This is a genomic window from Janthinobacterium sp. SUN100, from assembly GCF_030397705.1.
GTDB lineage: Bacteria > Pseudomonadota > Gammaproteobacteria > Burkholderiales > Burkholderiaceae_D > Janthinobacterium > Janthinobacterium kumbetense.
In genome coordinates, this window is sequence record NZ_JAPUBU010000001.1 from 2,480,053 (window position 1) to 2,497,147 (window position 17,095).

Below are 17,095 nucleotides of genomic sequence, written 5' to 3' on the forward strand. Positions count from 1 at the left end.
GTGCTATACGCGATGTTTGCAGTGGCCGATTTGGAGCAAGGCGACGGCAACGACATGGCGCGCCTGGCGTCGGTCATCAAAGTGGCGCAACCGAACGCCATCGCCTGCGAATAAATCAGTCGAGTTCGTATTCCTGCAGATAACGGGCGAACAGTTCCCCATCGGCCAGCGGGCACGCAAACCCCGCGCCCCAGTCGGCCAGCAGCAACCGTTCCTTCAAGGGCAGCAGCAACAGCTCAGGCATGCCATCGCTGCACCACAGGTCGCACACGATGCCCTTGTCGTCCAGGCCGGCGAACAGGGTTTCCGTGTGCTCGCCGCCGAAGGCCAGCACGTTCTTGCATTCCACCCGGTAACTGCTGTAGCCCGTGTAGACGGCGTCGTAGGGCGGCAAGGCGTCCGCCAGCGCCAGGCGCAGCTGGTCCGCCGTGAGGCCCAGCGCGCGCAGCGGCGACGGCGGCGCCTCGGGCACATACATGTCCGTCCAGCCGGCGCCGCTGCGGTGCGCGTCGGCGAACGCCTGCTGCTCGCCCATCTGCGTCAGACAGTGCTGTAGATTATCCAGCGGCAACAATTCGATCATGCAAAAATCGTCTTCGTGGTAGTACGCTTCCCGCATGGCTCAATTCCCCAGCAAATCTTGCAGTTGCACATTGCGCCGCGACGTCAGCCGGCCGGCCCAGGTCTCGCTCGTCACGGCTGGATAGCGCACAGCGCCAAAATTCATCCAGGCATCGCGGTACGCCAGCCACAGGCGCTGGGTGGCGCGGATGCCATCCTTGCCCACAGCGCCCGCATGGGTTTCCGCCGGCTTTTTCATGAGCTTGCCGTAGATGGCGTTGAGTTCCTTGTCGAGCGCCGCCGCCTGTTCCTTGGACATGCTTTCTGGCAACTTGCCCGCTTCATACTCGCGCAGATCGTGCGCCAGTTGGTCGAGCTCGGCCGTGCGGGCGGCGATGCTCAGGGCGGCGCGCGCCGTGCCGCTCAAGTCCGTTTCATTCGCCGCGCGCGCATCGGCAAACTTGCTTGCCGCCGCCTGCAGCTTTTGCAGCGACGCTTGCGCCACGGCCGGCATGGCCGCACTGACCTTATCTGTCGCCTGCGCGCGCACGCGCTGCTTTTGCCGCGCATCGATGGCGCTGCACACGCCCATCATGTAGCCGCTGGTGATGTCGTCGCACAGGTCGATCATGCCGCGTCCGCTGGCATTGATCTGCTGCAAGTGTTCGATGCGCCCCCGCATCTCGGCCGGCGCCGCATCGATGCTGCACGCATACTTCAGCGCCAGCAGCGGGTCCTTCTGCACGCCCTGCCCATTCTGGTACAGCATCATCAGCACGGCGCTGTTCTGCGTGGCCATGGCGCAATGACGCGCGGGACGCCAGTCGGCCGGCTTGGGCGAGGACATACTCTTGGTATCGTAATACAGGTCTGTTGCCTGGCATTGCTGCAGCGATGCCGCGGCGGACGGCGCCGGCAAATCGGCGGGCGGCGGCGCCGCATCCTTGACCTTCAGGCAAGCCGCATACCAGGCCGTGCTTTCCGCGTGACCCACGCCCATGGCGCTGGTATTCGGGTACGGTGCGGCGGCGGCGGCAAAAACCGGGGCGGCCAGCAGGCAGTTCGCGCCCAGCAATAGCGTTTTCAATAAGGGTAGACTAATTTTCATGTTGAATCGGCGCCAGCGTGAGTAAAGCGGCAAGTTTAACTGATCGGATACGCCCCACCCGTCCGCCATGCGTGCGCCGGCCTGGTAAGTAACGGTACGCAGCCTTGGCAGTGCAGGAAACGATGGGCAATAATGTTGCCCGCTGTACTTTTTTCACTACTCCGGACCACGCCCATGACCTCACCCCGTCTTCGCCGTTCCCTCGGCTCGCTGCTGATCGCAGCGGCCTGCGCCTCGCTGGCAACGACCGTCCACGCCGCCGATACCAAGGCCACCACCCCAGTTGCCGCCACGCAGGCCAGGCACGCCATCACGCATGAAGACGTGTGGCTGATGAAACGGGTGGGCGCGCCCGTCGCCAGCCCCGATGGGCGATGGGCCGTGTTTTCCGTGGTCGACAGCGCCTACTCTAGCCAAGACCAATCGTCCGACCTGTGGATCAAGTCGCTGCTTGATGACAGCCCCGCGCGCCGCCTGACCTCTTCCAAGGGGGGCGAAAGCGCCGTGGCCTGGTCGCCGGACAGCCGCCAGCTGGTGTTTGTCGCCAAGCGCGACGGCGATGAAGCTGGCCAGATTTACCGCCTCGACGTGGCCGCCGGCGGCGAAGCGCAACGCCTGACCTCGCTCACCCTGGGCGCGCGCATGCCGAAATGGAGTCCGGACGGCAAGCAATTGCTGTTCATCAGCGACATCTATCCAGGCAACAAGACGGAAGCCGACGTCAAGCAAAGCGCGAAAGAGCGCAAGGAACGCAAATACAGCGCCCGTTCGTATGAAACGACGGCGCCCCGCTATTTCGACAAATGGCTGACCGACAAGCAAGTGCGGTTGTTCATCGTCGATGCGCAGCCTGATACGAAAGGTGAAAATACGCCGCGCGACATCCTGTCGGGCACGCAACTGGTCACTCTGCCGGGCTTTGGCGGCGGCCAGGGCGACGAGGGACAATCGCTGGACGCCGTCTGGACGCCGGACGGCAAAGCCGTCGTCTTCAACGCGGCCACCAACCGCGATGCGGCCCAGCGCGAAGCCGTCTACTCGCAACTGTATCTGCTGCCCGTGGCGGGCGGCGAAGCGCAGCGCTTGACGCAGGACAAACATAGCTACGGTTCCCTGAAATTTGCCGCCGACGGCAAGACCCTGTTCGCCCTCAGCGACGCGCAAACGCCCGGTAAAGTGTATGACGTGAAGCGCCTGGCCAGCTTCGCCTGGCCGATGAGCAACCCTGCACCGACCATCCTGACGGCCAAGCTGGACCGTTCGATTTCGCGCTTCGTGCTGCCCGATGGCGGCAAGCGCGTCCTCTTCAGCTATGAACATGCGGGCCTGGAAAAGCTGTACTCGATCGACGCCAGGGGCGGCGACGTGCGCGAAGAGCCATCCTTGCCTACGGGCACCATCAACTCGCTGAGCAGCGGCGGCAAGGCCTTGGTCGGCGTGTGGGAGTCCGCCATCAACCCGCCGGAAATCTATGCCTTCAACGGCAAGCAACCGAAACGCCTGACGGCTTTCAATACGGACAAGGCAGATAAGATCGACTGGCAGGCGCCCGAGCACTTCTGGTTCACGATGGCCGACGGCCGCCAGATCCACAATATGCTCATCAAGCCGGCCAATTTCGACCCGAACAAGAAATATCCGCTGTTTACCGTCATCCACGGCGGCGCGGCCAGCATGTGGCGCGACCAGTTCGTGCTGCGCTGGAACTATCATTTATTGGCCAAGCCCGGCTATGTCGTGCTGCTGACGGACTACAAGGGTTCCACCGGCTATGGCGAGGAATTCTCGCGCTCGATTCAATTCGACCCCTTGAAGGGCCCGGGCGACGAAGTCAACCAGGGTGTCGATGAAGCCATCAAGAAATATCCATTCATCGACGGCACGAAACTGGCCGCCGGCGGCGCCAGCTATGGCGGCCACCTGGCCAACTGGCTGCAAGCGACCACCACGCGCTACAAGGCCATCGTCTCGCACGCGGGCGAAATGGACCTGATCATGCAGTGGGGTACCAGCGACGGCGGTTTCGGCCGTGAAACGAATGCAGGCGGCCCCGTCTGGTCGAACCTGCCCGTGTGGCGCGACCAAAGCCCGGTCATGCAAGCGGGCAACCACGAAAAAGGCACGGGCTTTACCACGCCGATCCTGATCACCGTGGGCGAGCTCGACTATCGCGTGCCGGCCAACAATGCCTTGATGAACTTTGCCGTGCAACAACGCCTGAACGTGCCGGCGAAACTGCTGGTCTTCCCGGACGAAAACCACTGGATTTTGAAGGGCGAGAACAGCCGTTTCTTCTACAGCGAACTGGAAGGCTGGCTGGCCAAGTACCTCAAATAAGTCCTGAAACGTTCTTGAAAAATGAAAAAGCCAGGCTCCGCACACGCGGGCCTGGCTTTTTTCATGCGGGCTGGGCGGCGGCCACGGCCGCCTTCTGCCGCTGGATCGCCAGCACCATCAGCGCGGCCACGAGGCAGGCGGCGCCGGCCGCGAACAGGGCCGGGTTGTAGGTCAGCATCAGGGTGCGGATACGGCCCGCCCCATACGCGGCCACGGCGGCGCCCAGCTGGTGGCCGGCGAAGATCCAGCCGAACACCATGCCCGCCCGCTCCCGGCCAAACGTGGCCCCCACCAATTTGACGGTGGGCGGCACGGTGGCGATCCAGTCCAGGCCGTAGAACATGGCAAACAGCGACAGGCCGTACAAGGTAAATTCCGAATACGGCAACCAGAACAGGGACAAGCCCCGCAAGCCGTAGTACCAGAACAGCAATTTCCGGTTGTCATAGCGGTCCGACAGCCAGCCGGACAGGATGGTGCCGAACAGGTCGAAGGCGCCCATCATGGCCAGCACGGACGCGGCCGGCACGGCGGACAGCCCCGAGTCGCCGCACAGGGAAATGAAATGCGTCTGGATCAAGCCATTGGTGCTGAGGCCGCAGATGAAGAAGGTGCCGAACAGGATCCAGAAGGTGCGATTCGCGGCAACACTGCGCAAGATCAAAAAGGGCGTGGCAAACGTCATCTTCGCTGCTGGCGGTGGCGCCAGCGGCGTGGCCGGATCGGCGCCATACGGACGCAAGGCCACATCCTGCGGACGGTTGCGCATGCACAGGAAGGCCAGCACGGCGACGATGGCGCAGGCGGCAAACACGGGCATGACGGCCGTGCGCCAGCCGTAGTGCTCGATCAGCCAGGCGCCCACGGGCAGGAACAGCAGCTGGCCCGTAGCCGAGCTGGCCGTCAGAACGCCCACCACCAGGCCCCGGTGCGTCTCGAACCAGCGGTTCGCCACCACGGCGCTCAGGACCAGCGCCGTCATGCCCGAACCCAACCCCAGCAAGATGCCCCACAGGGCCACCAGATGCCAGAACTGCGTCATGCGCGTGGCCAGCAGCATGCCGGCGGCGATCAGGCCCAGGGCCACGCAGATGATATTGCGCAAGCCGAAACGCTCCATCAGGATGGCGGCAAACGGGCCCATCAAACCGAACAGCACGAAGCGCACGGCCAGGGCCGAGGAAATCTGCTCCGCATCCCAGCCGAATTCTCGGCTCAACGGTTGCATCAGCGCGCCCGGCAAGCCCAGCGCGGCCGACGAGGTTAATGCCGTGAGAAAAGTGATGGCGACGATGACCCAGGCAAAGTGGATGCCGCGCCGCTCCAGCCATTGCGAAAAAGGATAGGAAAGCATGCAATCCCCATGAGAAAAGAGTTAGCCCAGCACCGCCTGCTGGCGGGTTTCCTCCCATGTTATATTATGATCGTAATTTATACAATCAAAAAAACTGGAGCTGCACTGCTGCGTGCGGCTCCAGCCCTGGCCTTAACATCTGTACAAAATGCGCTTACTTCACTTTCAAGCCATTCTTCACATCCGTCACGCCTTCCACGCCACGGGCCAGGTCGGCCGCTTTTTTCACTTGCGCCTGCGAAGGCACGAAGCCGCTGAGCATGACGACGCCGTTCACCGTTTCCACGTGCACATCGAGCGCTTTCAAGTCATTGTCCTTGACGAGGTCAGCCTTGATCTTGGTGGTGATGACGGAGTCGGCCACGGCCGTCTTCGTGCTGCCGGCCGCGTTGCGCGTCACGCAGGCGGCCTTGGCCGTCGCATCCATGGCGTCGCAATTTTCCTTCGTCGTGGCGGGCGGATTTTGCGCCACATTGGTGCCGGCCCTGGCGCCCGTTTTCGCATCGGCCAGGGCCGCCGTTTTCGCCGCCTTGGCATCGTTCATGCACGTGGTTTTATCCGCGCCAGTGCGGTCGCCGCACTTGGCCCTGGCCAGGTCATACTCGGCATTGGCGACGTCCTTGCGGGCCTTGCCCAGCTCGCGCGGCGTGTTGCGGTACTGGGCCACGGCATCCGAATCGGCCTTGGCGCGCGCCACCCTGGCTTCTTCCACGCAGACTTTTTTCGCGTTGCCGCTATGGCTGTCGCAGGCGGCCTTGGCCTGCTTGTAATCACTGGATGCCTTGTCCGTCAAACTCTTGTATGAGGCATCCTGCGCATACGCGGGCGTGGCGGCAAGCAAGGCGCTGGCACTGGCGGCCAGCATGAGTGCGATCATTTTGTTCATGATGGTTCCTCTCTGGTTAATTGATGCCCAGATTAGACCCCTGCCGGACGCAAAGCTCCGTGCGACAGCACACGCTGACAGGCCATCCGCGGAAAAAATCATGTTTATTTGTCGCCGCTCAAGCCCTTCCGCCACAATACTTGCGCCTGTTCAAATGGTGAAGCGGAGTCATCAAATGCACCCGCGCCATCGGCCAGCGCCAGCCATGCCTGCGTGGCGTGCGAACCATCCACGGCCTCGCCAGCCGCGCGCACGCCGCGCATCCAGGCCAGCACCTGCTGGTACTGGCCGGGGTGGCGCCCATGCATCCAGGCCAGGGCCACCAGATCCGCATAGGCCTCTTCACGGCGCGTCTCGCGCAGCTCCTGCGCCAGCGGTGTGAACTTGCCCCGCTGCCTGCTGAGCGGCTCGACAAAGCCGCGCGGCAAGGCATGCCAGTCGCCCTGCGCATAGCGCTGGCAATGGCCGATTTCATGCGCCGTCATCGCTTCGATCATGAGGCCGTCGCGCGCGGGCGGCACGCCCTGCAGGACAGTATCGGCCATGGCATTGCCGCGCAAGGACAGCACCAGCTTGCAGCGCCCGGCTGCGTAGCCCAGCGCCAGCGGCACGGCGCCGGGGGCCTCCTGCGGCTGGACGATGATATCGATGGGCAAACCTTGCGCCCGCGCAAATGCGATCACGGCTTGGCCCGCCTGCAGCCAGCGCACTTCCAGATCCGTGAGACTGGCGGCAGCCACGGCGGGCAACGGAGACAGGGCGATGAGCAAGCTCATCAGCAAGAGCGGTTTGGGCATGGGGTCGACAGGACAAATGGGGCGGCAACCATTGCAGGGTAAGCGGCGCGGATATTTCCACAAGGAAAAACTGGCAACTTTTCACAAATAAAGACAAAAAAAAACCGGCGCAAAGGCGCCGGCTTTTTATACTGACAAGAATCAAGCTCGGGCTTATTTCTTCGCCGCCTTGTCCAGCGCGCGCGCCGTGACGAATTCCGGACGGATATCGTTGGGCACGGCCTTCATCTTGTCGAGCGCCACCTGCACTTCCGGGCGGATGACCACGTATTTGCTCATCATCGCTTGCGCGCGCGCATAGTCGCCCGTCGCCTCGATGGTCAGAAATTCGCGGTCCAGGTCGATCACGGCCTGCTTGATCTTGCCAAAATCGACGCCGAACTTGCCATCGCCCAGCGACACAAAACCGCCCTTGTCGAGGATGTAATTCATCTGGATGGCCATGCCGCGCGCATGCGAATCCGTCAAGCCGAAATGCAGGGTGCGGAAACCGGAGGCGAGGAAAGTGTTGTACAGCTTGCGCTCGGCCACGTCGCCCTGGCCCAGGGTATCGTTCAGCTGCCCCTTGTCCATCATGTAGCGCAGCGCGAACAGGCCCGTGATGTCGGCCTTGGCTTCTTCGATGGTGGAATACGCTTCTTTCAAGTCCTGGCGCGGCGTCGATGGCTTGCCGTCGACCACGGTGGCGTGCGGGCCCAGGCCGTGCATGATTTCATGCGCGAGGATGTGCGTGAAGAAAGAATTGAAATCCACGTCCTGCTGCGCTTCGGGCGTGAGCACCAGTTTCGAGATCGGCGTCAGGGTGGCCTTGAACTTGGCTTCCTGCACGTTTTTCAGCATGACGCGCTTGGAGCCGCGCGCGCTGATGATGCGCTCGTCGTTCGGCAAGTTGTAGGCGGCCGTCTGCACGGCCATGTTGCCGTCGCCCGCGCCATACACCTGGTTGACCACCACCATCGGCGCCAGCGCGCCCACTTTCGGGTTGCGGTACTGGGCGTCGAGCGGCAGGTTGTCTTCCAGCTCCTGCATGTGCTTGGCGAAGAAGTTCAGTTTTTGCGTTTCCGCCTGGTCACGGATGTTCACGTAGGCTTCGAAGGCAGCCTTGTAGCCGAACAGTTCGTCGTTATACGTTTCGTACGGGCCGATGGTGATGTCGACGGGCGAATCGAGGTCCATCCAGGCGAAGTCGGACGGCAGATAGTCGTTGTCGAGAAAAGCCTTGGCGCGCAGGGTCAGGAATTTCTTCAACGATGCATTGTCCGTGGCGGTGGCCGCCTCGTCGAGCAGCTTGGCCAGTTGCTTCAGTTCCACCTTGTACTCGTCCGAGTATTTGATCGTCTGGTATTTGCCGTCCTTGCCCGCGCGGATGGTCGTGAAAAACCATTGCGCCTGCTGCTTGTCGTCCACCGGCAAGCCGTTCATCCACGTTTCCAGGCTGGCCTTGGTAGCGCCCTGCGGATAGAAATTGCCCGCTTCCGGCTTGTGCGCGGGAATGGCGATGCCGGCATAGCTGGCCGGCATGAACGAGGCGTGGGCGTCGAGCACCGACCAGGGACCCTTGTTGATCCAGAAATAGTTCAGACGGGCTTGGCCCAGGGCCGACTTGTCCTTCTTCAAGGCCGCCCACAGCGCTTCATTGCCGGACCAGCGCTGGCGCAGCTGCAGCACGTCGACCAGCTTGGCCGCCTCGACCAGCTTGGCGATGGCCAGGCGGTCGCCCGCGGACAGGTGCGTGACATCGGCCGTCAGCGCGACGGGCGCATAGCGGGCACTCATGCTGGTCAGCTGTTGCGCGGTGGCCGGGGTGGCTGGTGCGGCGGCTGGCGTCGCGGCGCAGGCGCTGCCGACGGCAGCGGCCATCAGCAGGGGAATCAGGATGTTTTTCATGGGGCCTCGGTGTATGGTTCACAGCAAGCAAGCGCCCCGCACCATCACGGCGCGGCCGCTTTCTTGTTCAGCCTGCGATTGTCCCACCTGCCCCATGGCATGGCAAGCGGCTTACCAGACCTTGTACACCTGCCCCGTCTGCGCCCCTTCCACGCTGCGGCTGTAAGCCAGGGCCACGCGGCTGGCGGCGACCGGTTCGAAGCCGTAGAAGAAGGGGCCATACGACTCCAGCGACTCTTCCAGCACCGTGGGGCTGACGACATTGATGCGCACGCCGCGCTGCAACTCGATGGCGGCGCCCCGCACGAAACCTTCCACGGCCGCGTTGGTCATGGTGGCGGCCGTGCCGAAGCGGATGGGCTGGTCGGCCACGATACCGCTCGTGAGCGTGATCGAGCCGCCGTCGTTCAGGTATTCCTGCGCCACCAGCGCCACGTTGACCTGGCCCATCAGCTTGCTGTCCAGGCCCAGCTGGAATTGCTCGGGCGTAAATTCGGCCAAGGGGCCGAAATGCAGCTTGCCGGCCGTGACGACGACGGCGTCGACCTTGCCGATGCGCTTGAACAGGGCGCGCACTTGCGCGATGTCGCCCATGTCGGCCTGGTGCGTGCCGCTGCGGCTGCCCACCTCGATGATTTCATGGCGTTGCGCCAGTTGGGCGGCGACAGCCGTGCCGATGGTGCCGCTGGCGCCGATGATAACGATTTTCATGATGCTTCCTTGTCTGGTTGAACGATGGAGCCAGTATGCGCCGCTTACAAAAAGGAATAAATACGCTAGAATTTACAAGATTACTAATCCACAGTTTGCAATCAAGACGCCATGGATAAATTGCGCAGCATGGAAATTTTTGTCGCCGTCGTCGATGCGGGCAGTTTCACGGCCGCCGCCGAGGCATTCCAGATTTCGCCCGTGATGGTGGGCAAGCACATCAAATACCTGGAAGAGCGGCTGGGCGCGCGGCTGCTGGCGCGCACGACGCGGCGGCAAAGCCTGACGGAAATCGGCCAGCAATATGTGGAGCAGTGCCGCCAGATTTTGGCCAGCATCCATGCGGCCGAACGGGGTGCGGAAGCCATGCGCACGGCGCCGCGCGGCAAGCTGAAGATCACGGCGCCCGTATCGTTCGGCAGCGAGTGCATCGCGCCGCTGCTGGCCGACTACCTCGACGCGTATCCGGAAGTGAGCCTGGAATTGAACCTGAACGACAGGACGGTGGACCTGGTGGAAGAAGGATTCGACGCCGCCATCCGCATCGGCAAGCTGGAAGATTCCGCCATGGTGGCGCGCGCGCTGCGGCCGTATGCGATGGTGATCTGCGCCGCGCCCGCCTACCTGGCCAGACACGGCACGCCGCGCACACCGGCCGACCTGGCGCGCCACGAATGCCTGGACTTCATGCAGTGGACGCGCCATGTGCGCTGGCGCCTGGCCAGGAGCGGCGACGACGACGGCAGCCCCGTGCGCGAGAGCCGCTTCCGTTCGAACAATGGGCAGGCGCTGCGCGTAGCGGCCCTGCACGGCTTCGGCATCGTCATGCAGGCGGAAATCCTGATGGCCGGCGATATCGCCGCCGGCAAGCTGGTGCCGCTGCTGGCCGACTACGTGCCGGCGCCGCGCCCCATGCACCTCGTGTATGCGCGCGACCGCCAGCCCACGCCGAAGCTGACGACTTTCATCGATTTTCTGCTGGAACGCTACGGGCCGGCGGCGACACCGCCGCCGGCCACGCTCACGTAACCGGGAAGCCTAGTTGGCCTTTGCGGCGGGCGCCGACGCCAGCTTGGCCAGTTCGCCGTCCGGCTGCCAGCCGGCGCCCAGAGAGCGGGCCACGGCGACCGTCGCCAGCAGGCGCTGGGTCTTGATCTGCGCGGCGGCGCGGTCCGCCGCCAGCGAGCTGCGTTGCGCATCGGTCACGTCCAGGTAGGTCGAGATGCCGCGCTCGTAGCGCGTGCGCGCCACCAGGTAGGCGCGCGCCGCCGCTGCCTGCGACAGGGCCTGGGCGTCGCCCTGCAACTGGCGCTGCTCCACGTCGGACAGCGCATCTTCCACTTCGCGCAAGGCCGTCAGGAGCTTGGTTTCATGATTCGCCACGGCTTCCGCATAGCGCGCCTTGGACAAATCCAGGTTGGCCTGGTTGCGGCCACCGTCGAAGATGGGCAGGGACAGGGCCAGCGGACCAAAACTGAACTGGCGCGAACCGCCCTGCGCCAGGTCGCGCAGCTTTTCGGACGCATAACCGAAATTGCCCGTCAATTGCAGCGACGGGTAAAACGCGCCTTCGGCCACGCCCACCTGCGCATTCGCCGCGCGCAGGCCCGCCACGCTGGAGACCAGGTCCGGGCGGTGCGCCAGCAGGCTGGCAGGCAAGCCGACAGGGATACCTGGCGGCAGCGGCAAGGACGACGGTTCGGCGGCCACCGGCAGCTGCAGCGCCGATGGCGGCTTGCCCGTCAGGGTAGCCAGGCTGTTTTCCAGCTGGTTGCGCTGGCGTTTGACTTCATGCAGGTCGGCTTGCGCGTTCGACAGTTCCACTTTCGCGCGCGCCAGGTCCAGCTCATTCGTCAGGCCCGCGTTGAAGCGCGCCTCGACCAGCTGGGCCGATTCGCGGCGCGTGTCGAGCGCACCGTTCAAGATCGCCATTTCCGCGTCCAGCCCCCGCAGCTGCCAGTAATTGCTGGCCACTTGCGCCGACAGCATCAGCAGCACGCCGTCGCGGTCCGCCTGCGCCGCCAGCGCCTGCGAATCGGCCGCTTCGACCATGCGTTTGACGCGGCCCAGCAAGTCGACTTCATACGACAGCGTGCCGCCGACGGAAAAATTGTTGCCGCTGATGGAGCGGTTGCCCAGGGCCAGGCCCTGCGAGGTGTTGGCCGAAGTGCGCGAGTTCGAGATGCCCGTGCTGACGTTCACGCTCGGGCCCTGGTTGGCGCGCGCCGTGCCGCTTTGCGCCAGCGCCTGCAGCAGGCGTTCGCCGGCCGCTTTCACGCTCGGGTTGTCGCGCAGCGCGGCTTGTTCCAGCCGGTTCAGGGTGTCGTCGCCGAACACGCTCCACCATTCGGCCGGCAATTGCGCGGCGTCCGCGCTACCCGCGCCGTGGCGGAATGTGGCCGTGTCGATGCCGGCGAGATTGGCGGGCGCCTTGAAATCCTGGCCCACGGTGCCGCAGGCGGCAAGCAGCACGGCCAGCGAGGCGGCTGCGGCGATTTTGGTCATAACTGTGTTCATGATGTGTACCTTCTTGTTCTTGAGGTGCTGCACGTGCGGCCTGTGCGCGGTCAATGACCGCCGCCACCGCCACCGGGGGCTTTGAGTTTGTCGGCCAGCCACAGGGGCACGATACAGGCCAGCAGGATGGCGCCGACGAGGAAGAAGCCGTCGTTGTAAGCCATCACATACGCTTCGCGGCGCACGATGCTGTCGATCGCCTGCAAGGCCTGGTTGCCGGCCGTGACGGCGTCATAGCCCTTGGCCATGAACGAGGACGTCAACTGGTCGATGCGCAGCTGCGTGGCGCTGGAATACGCGTTGATCGCTTCACCCAGGCGCTGCGAGTGAAAGTGCTCGCGGGTGCTCAGGGCGGTGGCCAGCAGGGCGATGCCGATCGAGCCGCCCAGGTTGCGCGTCATATTGAACAGGCTCGAAGCGGACGCCATGTCCTTCGGCGCGATACCCTTCATGGCGAAGTTCGACAGGGTCAGCATGACGAAGGGCTGGCCCAGCGCGCGCACCACCTGCGACCACAGCAACTGGTCGTAGCCGGTGGAAGCGTCCATGTAGGCATTCATCATGCACGAACCGCCGAACAGCAGCAGGCCGAACGAGCACAGGATGCGGTTGTCCACCTTCGACGACAGTTTGGCGACAAACGGCATGATGAACAGCTGCGGCAAGCCCACCCACATGATGACTTCACCGATCTGCATCGGCGAATAGCCGGCGATCTGGCCCAGGAACAGGGGCAGCAAAAAGGCCGAGCCATACAGGCCCATGCCCGTCACGGCCGACAGCACGGTGGCAACGAGAAAATTGCGCTGGCCGTACAGGGCCAGGTTGACGAACGGTTCGGCGCGCGTGGCGCTGGTGACGACCCAGCCCAGGATGCCCGTCAGGGCCAGCGCGGCGAAGGCGATGATGAAACCCGAGTCGAACCAGTCCTTCGAATTACCCTCTTCCAGGAAGATGGTCAGGCAGCCCAGGCCCAGGGCCATGAAGAAGATGCCCAGCCAGTCGGCTTTCCAGAACAGCTTCAGTTGCATCGGCTCCTTGTCCAGGCCATAGATCATGCCGGCGATCAGCAGCACGCCCGGCACCCAGTTGATGTAGAAGATCGAAGGCCAGCCATACAGCTCGGAGAGATACCCGCCCAGGGTCGGGCCCATGGCCGGCGCCAGGGTGGCCGTCAGGCCGAAGATGGCCATGCCGACGGCGCGCTTCGACGCCGGCAGCTTGAGCATCACCAGGGTGAACGCCATCGGTATCAGCGCGCCGCCCGTAAACCCCTGCAGCATGCGGAAGACGATCATGCTTTCCAGGTTCCACGCCGCCCCGCACAGGGTGGAGAACAGCAGGAAGAAGGCGGTGGTGCCGATCATGTAGGTACGCAGTCCGAACACGCGCGCCAGCAGCGCGGTGAGGGGAATGACGATAATTTCGGCGACCAGGTAAGCCGTGGAAATCCACGAGCCCTCTTCCTGGGTGGCCGACAGCGAGCCAAGGATATCCTTGAGCGAGGAGTTCGTGATCTGGATGTCGAGCACCGCCATGAAGGCGCCCAGCATGCCGGCGGCGACCGCCAGCCAGGTGCGCGCGGAGACTTTCTCGTCGATCACGGGAAACGCTGGCGGCTTCGCCAGCGTGGTGGAGGAGCTGCTCATGGAAGCTTAGCGGGCGGTGGTCCGGGCGGCAGGAGCGGCGGCGTGGCGCGCATCCTTTTCCGACACGGGCTGGTTCACTTCCACTTCAGCGATCACCGACATGCCCGGCACCAGGCGGCCATTCATGGCCTTGATGTCTTCCGGCTGGAAGACGATCTTCACCGGCACGCGCTGGACGATCTTGGTGAAGTTACCGGTGGCGTTATCGGCCGGCAGCAGGGCGAACTGCGCGCCCGAGGCAGGGGCGAAACTGTCCACGGTACCCACCAGTTTCTTGCCCGGCATGGCGTCGATCGTCACGTGCACGCTCTGGCCGCGGTGCAGGTCGGCCAGTTGCGTTTCCTTGAAGTTGGCGGTGACCCAGACGTTGTCCTGCACGATGGCCGTCAATTGCTGGCCAGGCTGCACGCGCATGCCCGTTTCCACGTTGCGCTTGCCGATGCGGCCGGCGACGGGCGCCAGGATGCGGTTGTATTGCAGCTGCTGTTCCGCGTCCTTCAATTGCACGCGCAGCACGGCCACTTGTGCCTTGGCCACGTCGCGCGCGGCCTGGGCGGCGCCGATCTGCGCCTTGGCGGCCGAAGCGCTGTCGCGGCGGGCGGCCAGGTCGGCCACGGCGCTCGAGCGGGCCGCATTGGCCGCGTCGAGTTCCGCTTTCGAAACGGCTTTCATCTGGCTCGTGTACAGCTGGCCATAACGCTCCGCATCCTGTTTCGCGCGCAGCAATTGCGCGTCCGCTTGCGCCACTTGCGCCTGGGCGCCGCTGGCTTGCGCCTGCACCTGGGCGATCTGCGCATCCGCTTGCAGCACTTGCTGTTCGGCGCTGGCGATCTGCGCGGCGATCTGCTCGGTTTTCACGCGCTGGTCGAACGGGTCGAGTTCGGCGATCACGTCGCCCTCTTTCACGATTTGATTGTCGTCGATGAAGACCTTGGTGACGACGCCGGAAATACGCGCCGAAACGGGATGCACGTGGCCGGCCACATAGGCGTTTTCCGTTTCCACGAAGTAGTGGCTGCGGTACCACATGCGCGCGCCGGCGCCCAGGGCGACCAGGACGATCAGGCCGGCAATGATTTTCACGCGGTTATTCGGTGCTGCGGAGCTGGCGGAAGCGGCAGGCGCGGAAGGTGCGGCCGGGGCCGCGGGTGGGACGGCGCTCAGCACCTTGTGCTCTGCTTGGCCTGGCTGGTTGGACATACTCGCTCCGGAAATGAAATGATGTAGGTTCATTATTGGGCAAAGAAAAGCCAAAGTCAAGAAATGAAACGATTGCATTTCATTTTAATTTGCACTACAGTGTGAGCCATCACTTACCTTCCCACTTATAAAGAGACCCAGACCATGCCTGATCCCGGCCTCAGCGATACCTTGCCAACCGATAAAGAATCCGACGAAGCTGCCCAGGAGCTTTCCTGCTGCGGCAAGCCAGCCGGCCGCCCGCGCGCGGCCGACATGGAAGCGCGCATGGAAAACCTGCTGCACACGGCCGGTTGCCTGTTTCTGGAAAAGGGGTATGGAAAGGTCAGCCTGGAAATGATCGCCCGCGAAGCCCACGTGGCCGTGCGCACGATTTATGTGAAGTTTGGCGGCAAGTCGGGCTTGTTCAATGCCGTGGTGGAACTGCGCCGCGCCGCCTACTTCTCGACCATGCCGGCGCTGGAAACGGATATGCGGCCCCTGCCCACCATCCTGGGCGAGTTCGGCCTGCTGTTCGTGCAGCTCGTCACCATGCCGGCGGCGATCCGCCTGAATCGCATGGTGGTGGCCGAGGCGGCCACGCACCCGGAACTGGCGGAAACGTTTTACAAGGTGGGGCCTGGACAGACGCGCGAGATGCTGGTCAAGTTTTTCAGCCGGCCCGACATCGCGCCCCTGTTCCGCGCCGAGTTGACGCCGTCCATGCTGGCGCTGCACCTGCTCAATTGCCTGCTGGGCGACCAGATGTCGCGCCTGCTGTTTCCGCCGCAGGCGCAACCGGACGTGGCGCAATTGCGCGCCAAGGTGACGGTCAGTCTCGACCTGTTCCTGCGCGGCACCCTGCGCCAGCCGCTGGCGGGCTGACGCGGGACGGCTGGCCGGCCAGGTCAGCCGGGGCGGCTGCAGTCTTCCGTCACCGCCGCGTCGGCGTGTTCATCGTTCAAGCCCAGCGCGCGCAGGAAAGGCTGGGCCGCCGATGCGCCATCGAGGCTGAGTGAAGACTCACTTCCATCGTAGCGCTCGGGGCCATAGCGCATCAGGTCGAACGACGTTTCAAAGCGCTGCGCCAGGAAATACGTGCGGAAGTAATCGAAGGAAAACGCCACCTGGCCATCGGCCCGCAGCAGCAAGCCATGCGCATACAACGGCGCCAGCCAGTCCCCGGCCGCCATGTTCCAGCCCTTCACGCCACAATAGTCGCCGGCAAAGCGCTCCAGCTCCGCTGCGCTGAGGAAGACGGTCTTCGCTTCGAACATCACGAACGCCAGCTCCATCAGGAATTCGCGCGCATCGGCCGCCGCGCCGGCGTCCACGCGCCGCGGCGCGCCCGCCATGCCCAGCAATCCATCGAGATAGGCGCGCTCGCCCGCCAGCTGCGGCAGCAAGGTGGCAAACACATACTCGGCATCCACCTGCCCCGTTTCCTGCCCATTCGGCGTATACAGCACCGACAGGGCGAAGTTCTTGCTCACGTCATCGAACTCGCGCAGGGACACCGTCCACTGCGTGCCTGCCTTGCCGTCATCGGCCGCGGCCGCATCCGCACCGAACTCGAGTACGGCAAACGCCGCCATCTGGCCATGCGCACCGTACAGGCTGCCGGGATTGCTTTTGAACAAGATGCCCAGCGACTTCATCAGCGAACTGGCATCGCCCGTATGCTGGTGGCCATGGAACACGGCGTGGATATTCTTGTAGTGCGCGCGCTGCTCGGCACTGGCATGCTCATCGGCGGAGAAAAAGCTGAAGCCGGCATTGCCCAGCGCCGCCGCCGCGACACCCTGCGCGCGGCTGCCCGGCACCAGGTAGAACCGCGCGCCGGGCAAGCTGGCCGCCTGCAGCAAGGGGCGCAGGAAATATTCGTAGACATACACGGGCGTCGTGCCGGCACAGGCGTCTGGCGCCACCAGCTGGCCCGTGAAGAAAATCGCATCGATCCTCTTGCCCGCCGCCAAGATAGCGGCCACGTCCTGGTACAAGGCATGCAGCATCACGGCTTGCTCTTGCTCATCGGCCCGGCGCAAACGGACATCGGCAATATGGAGGGCGGTAAATTTTTTCATTGTTGCAAAACTTTCTTGGGGCCTA

14 protein-coding genes are annotated in these 17,095 nt (G+C 63.9%); 3 read left to right on the plus strand and 11 right to left on the minus strand.

The features are described from left to right. Positions 1–115 precede the first annotated feature (115 nt). The gene (locus O0881_RS10995) at positions 116–583 is read right to left on the minus strand and encodes a hypothetical protein (protein ID WP_289911262.1); all 468 of its coding nucleotides are present in this window, start codon (positions 581–583) and stop codon (positions 116–118) included. A 39-nt stretch (positions 584–622) separates the two neighbouring features. After that, entirely contained in the window at positions 623–1,669 is a 1,047-nt protein-coding gene (locus tag O0881_RS11000) for a lysozyme inhibitor LprI family protein (RefSeq protein WP_289911263.1), read from the minus strand. 174 nt (positions 1,670–1,843) lie between these two features. Here O0881_RS11000 and O0881_RS11005 point away from each other — a divergent pair, with 174 nt between their 5' ends. After that, the gene (locus tag O0881_RS11005; protein WP_289911264.1) at positions 1,844–4,006 is read left to right on the plus strand and encodes a S9 family peptidase; all 2,163 of its coding nucleotides are present in this window, start codon (positions 1,844–1,846) and stop codon (positions 4,004–4,006) included. A 61-nt stretch (positions 4,007–4,067) separates the two neighbouring features. Here the strand turns inward: O0881_RS11005 and O0881_RS11010 are convergent, their stop codons facing one another. From O0881_RS11010 to O0881_RS11030, 5 genes are all read right to left on the minus strand, one after another. After that, positions 4,068–5,360 (minus strand): MFS transporter, encoded by a 1,293-nt coding sequence (locus O0881_RS11010; RefSeq protein WP_289911265.1) that lies wholly within the window; start codon positions 5,358–5,360, stop codon positions 4,068–4,070. Positions 5,361–5,514: 154 nt separating this feature from the next. Next, positions 5,515–6,246, minus strand: coding sequence for a BON domain-containing protein (locus tag O0881_RS11015; protein WP_289903839.1), 732 nt, complete (start codon positions 6,244–6,246; stop codon positions 5,515–5,517). A gap of 104 nt (positions 6,247–6,350) precedes the next feature. Beyond that, the gene (locus O0881_RS11020) at positions 6,351–7,043 is read right to left on the minus strand and encodes a hypothetical protein (protein ID WP_289911266.1); all 693 of its coding nucleotides are present in this window, start codon (positions 7,041–7,043) and stop codon (positions 6,351–6,353) included. A gap of 153 nt (positions 7,044–7,196) precedes the next feature. Further along, positions 7,197–8,930, minus strand: a complete 1,734-nt coding sequence (locus O0881_RS11025) for a hypothetical protein (RefSeq protein ID WP_289911267.1) — start codon at positions 8,928–8,930, stop codon at positions 7,197–7,199. Positions 8,931–9,041: 111 nt separating this feature from the next. Continuing rightward, the gene (locus tag O0881_RS11030; RefSeq protein ID WP_099666779.1) at positions 9,042–9,641 is read right to left on the minus strand and encodes a short chain dehydrogenase; all 600 of its coding nucleotides are present in this window, start codon (positions 9,639–9,641) and stop codon (positions 9,042–9,044) included. Positions 9,642–9,752: 111 nt separating this feature from the next. On the opposite strand from O0881_RS11030, the gene O0881_RS11035 reads away from it, so the two are divergent. Beyond that, positions 9,753–10,670, plus strand: a complete 918-nt coding sequence (locus O0881_RS11035) for a LysR family transcriptional regulator (protein ID WP_251350662.1) — start codon at positions 9,753–9,755, stop codon at positions 10,668–10,670. Positions 10,671–10,679: 9 nt separating this feature from the next. Here O0881_RS11035 and O0881_RS11040 read toward each other — a convergent pair whose 3' ends face one another. The 3 genes from O0881_RS11040 to O0881_RS11050 are packed head-to-tail and all read right to left on the minus strand — an operon-like array spanning position 10,680 to position 15,007. Beyond that, on the minus strand, positions 10,680–12,158 hold the full coding sequence (locus tag O0881_RS11040; RefSeq protein ID WP_289911268.1) for an efflux transporter outer membrane subunit: 1,479 nt from the start codon (positions 12,156–12,158) through the stop codon (positions 10,680–10,682). 50 nt (positions 12,159–12,208) lie between these two features. Next, positions 12,209–13,807 (minus strand): DHA2 family efflux MFS transporter permease subunit, encoded by a 1,599-nt coding sequence (locus tag O0881_RS11045; RefSeq protein ID WP_289911269.1) that lies wholly within the window; start codon positions 13,805–13,807, stop codon positions 12,209–12,211. A gap of 6 nt (positions 13,808–13,813) precedes the next feature. Next, the gene (locus O0881_RS11050) at positions 13,814–15,007 is read right to left on the minus strand and encodes an HlyD family secretion protein (protein ID WP_289911270.1); all 1,194 of its coding nucleotides are present in this window, start codon (positions 15,005–15,007) and stop codon (positions 13,814–13,816) included. 144 nt (positions 15,008–15,151) lie between these two features. Between O0881_RS11050 and O0881_RS11055 the strand changes: the two genes are divergently transcribed. Continuing rightward, positions 15,152–15,871, plus strand: coding sequence for a TetR/AcrR family transcriptional regulator (locus O0881_RS11055; RefSeq protein WP_289911271.1), 720 nt, complete (start codon positions 15,152–15,154; stop codon positions 15,869–15,871). A gap of 23 nt (positions 15,872–15,894) precedes the next feature. On the opposite strand, the gene O0881_RS11060 is transcribed toward O0881_RS11055, so the two are convergent. Beyond that, positions 15,895–17,070, minus strand: a complete 1,176-nt coding sequence (locus O0881_RS11060) for a hypothetical protein (RefSeq protein WP_289911272.1) — start codon at positions 17,068–17,070, stop codon at positions 15,895–15,897. Between the last annotated feature and the right edge of the window lie 25 nt (positions 17,071–17,095).

What these genes read in the sequence shown, in the direction of transcription:
- O0881_RS10995 (WP_289911262.1), bottom strand. Translation starts at nt 583, where the DNA reads ATGATCGAATTGTTGCCGCTGGATAATCTACAGCACTGTCTGACGCAG.
- O0881_RS11000 (WP_289911263.1), bottom strand. Translation starts at nt 1,669, where the DNA reads ATGAAAATTAGTCTACCCTTATTGAAAACGCTATTGCTGGGCGCGAAC.
- O0881_RS11005 (WP_289911264.1), top strand. Translation starts at nt 1,844, where the DNA reads ATGACCTCACCCCGTCTTCGCCGTTCCCTCGGCTCGCTGCTGATCGCA.
- O0881_RS11010 (WP_289911265.1), bottom strand. Translation starts at nt 5,360, where the DNA reads ATGCTTTCCTATCCTTTTTCGCAATGGCTGGAGCGGCGCGGCATCCAC.
- O0881_RS11015 (WP_289903839.1), bottom strand. Translation starts at nt 6,246, where the DNA reads ATGAACAAAATGATCGCACTCATGCTGGCCGCCAGTGCCAGCGCCTTG.
- O0881_RS11020 (WP_289911266.1), bottom strand. Translation starts at nt 7,043, where the DNA reads ATGCCCAAACCGCTCTTGCTGATGAGCTTGCTCATCGCCCTGTCTCCG.
- O0881_RS11025 (WP_289911267.1), bottom strand. Translation starts at nt 8,930, where the DNA reads ATGAAAAACATCCTGATTCCCCTGCTGATGGCCGCTGCCGTCGGCAGC.
- O0881_RS11030 (WP_099666779.1), bottom strand. Translation starts at nt 9,641, where the DNA reads ATGAAAATCGTTATCATCGGCGCCAGCGGCACCATCGGCACGGCTGTC.
- O0881_RS11035 (WP_251350662.1), top strand. Translation starts at nt 9,753, where the DNA reads ATGGATAAATTGCGCAGCATGGAAATTTTTGTCGCCGTCGTCGATGCG.
- O0881_RS11040 (WP_289911268.1), bottom strand. Translation starts at nt 12,158, where the DNA reads ATGAACACAGTTATGACCAAAATCGCCGCAGCCGCCTCGCTGGCCGTG.
- O0881_RS11045 (WP_289911269.1), bottom strand. Translation starts at nt 13,807, where the DNA reads ATGAGCAGCTCCTCCACCACGCTGGCGAAGCCGCCAGCGTTTCCCGTG.
- O0881_RS11050 (WP_289911270.1), bottom strand. Translation starts at nt 15,007, where the DNA reads ATGTCCAACCAGCCAGGCCAAGCAGAGCACAAGGTGCTGAGCGCCGTC.
- O0881_RS11055 (WP_289911271.1), top strand. Translation starts at nt 15,152, where the DNA reads ATGCCTGATCCCGGCCTCAGCGATACCTTGCCAACCGATAAAGAATCC.
- O0881_RS11060 (WP_289911272.1), bottom strand. Translation starts at nt 17,070, where the DNA reads ATGAAAAAATTTACCGCCCTCCATATTGCCGATGTCCGTTTGCGCCGG.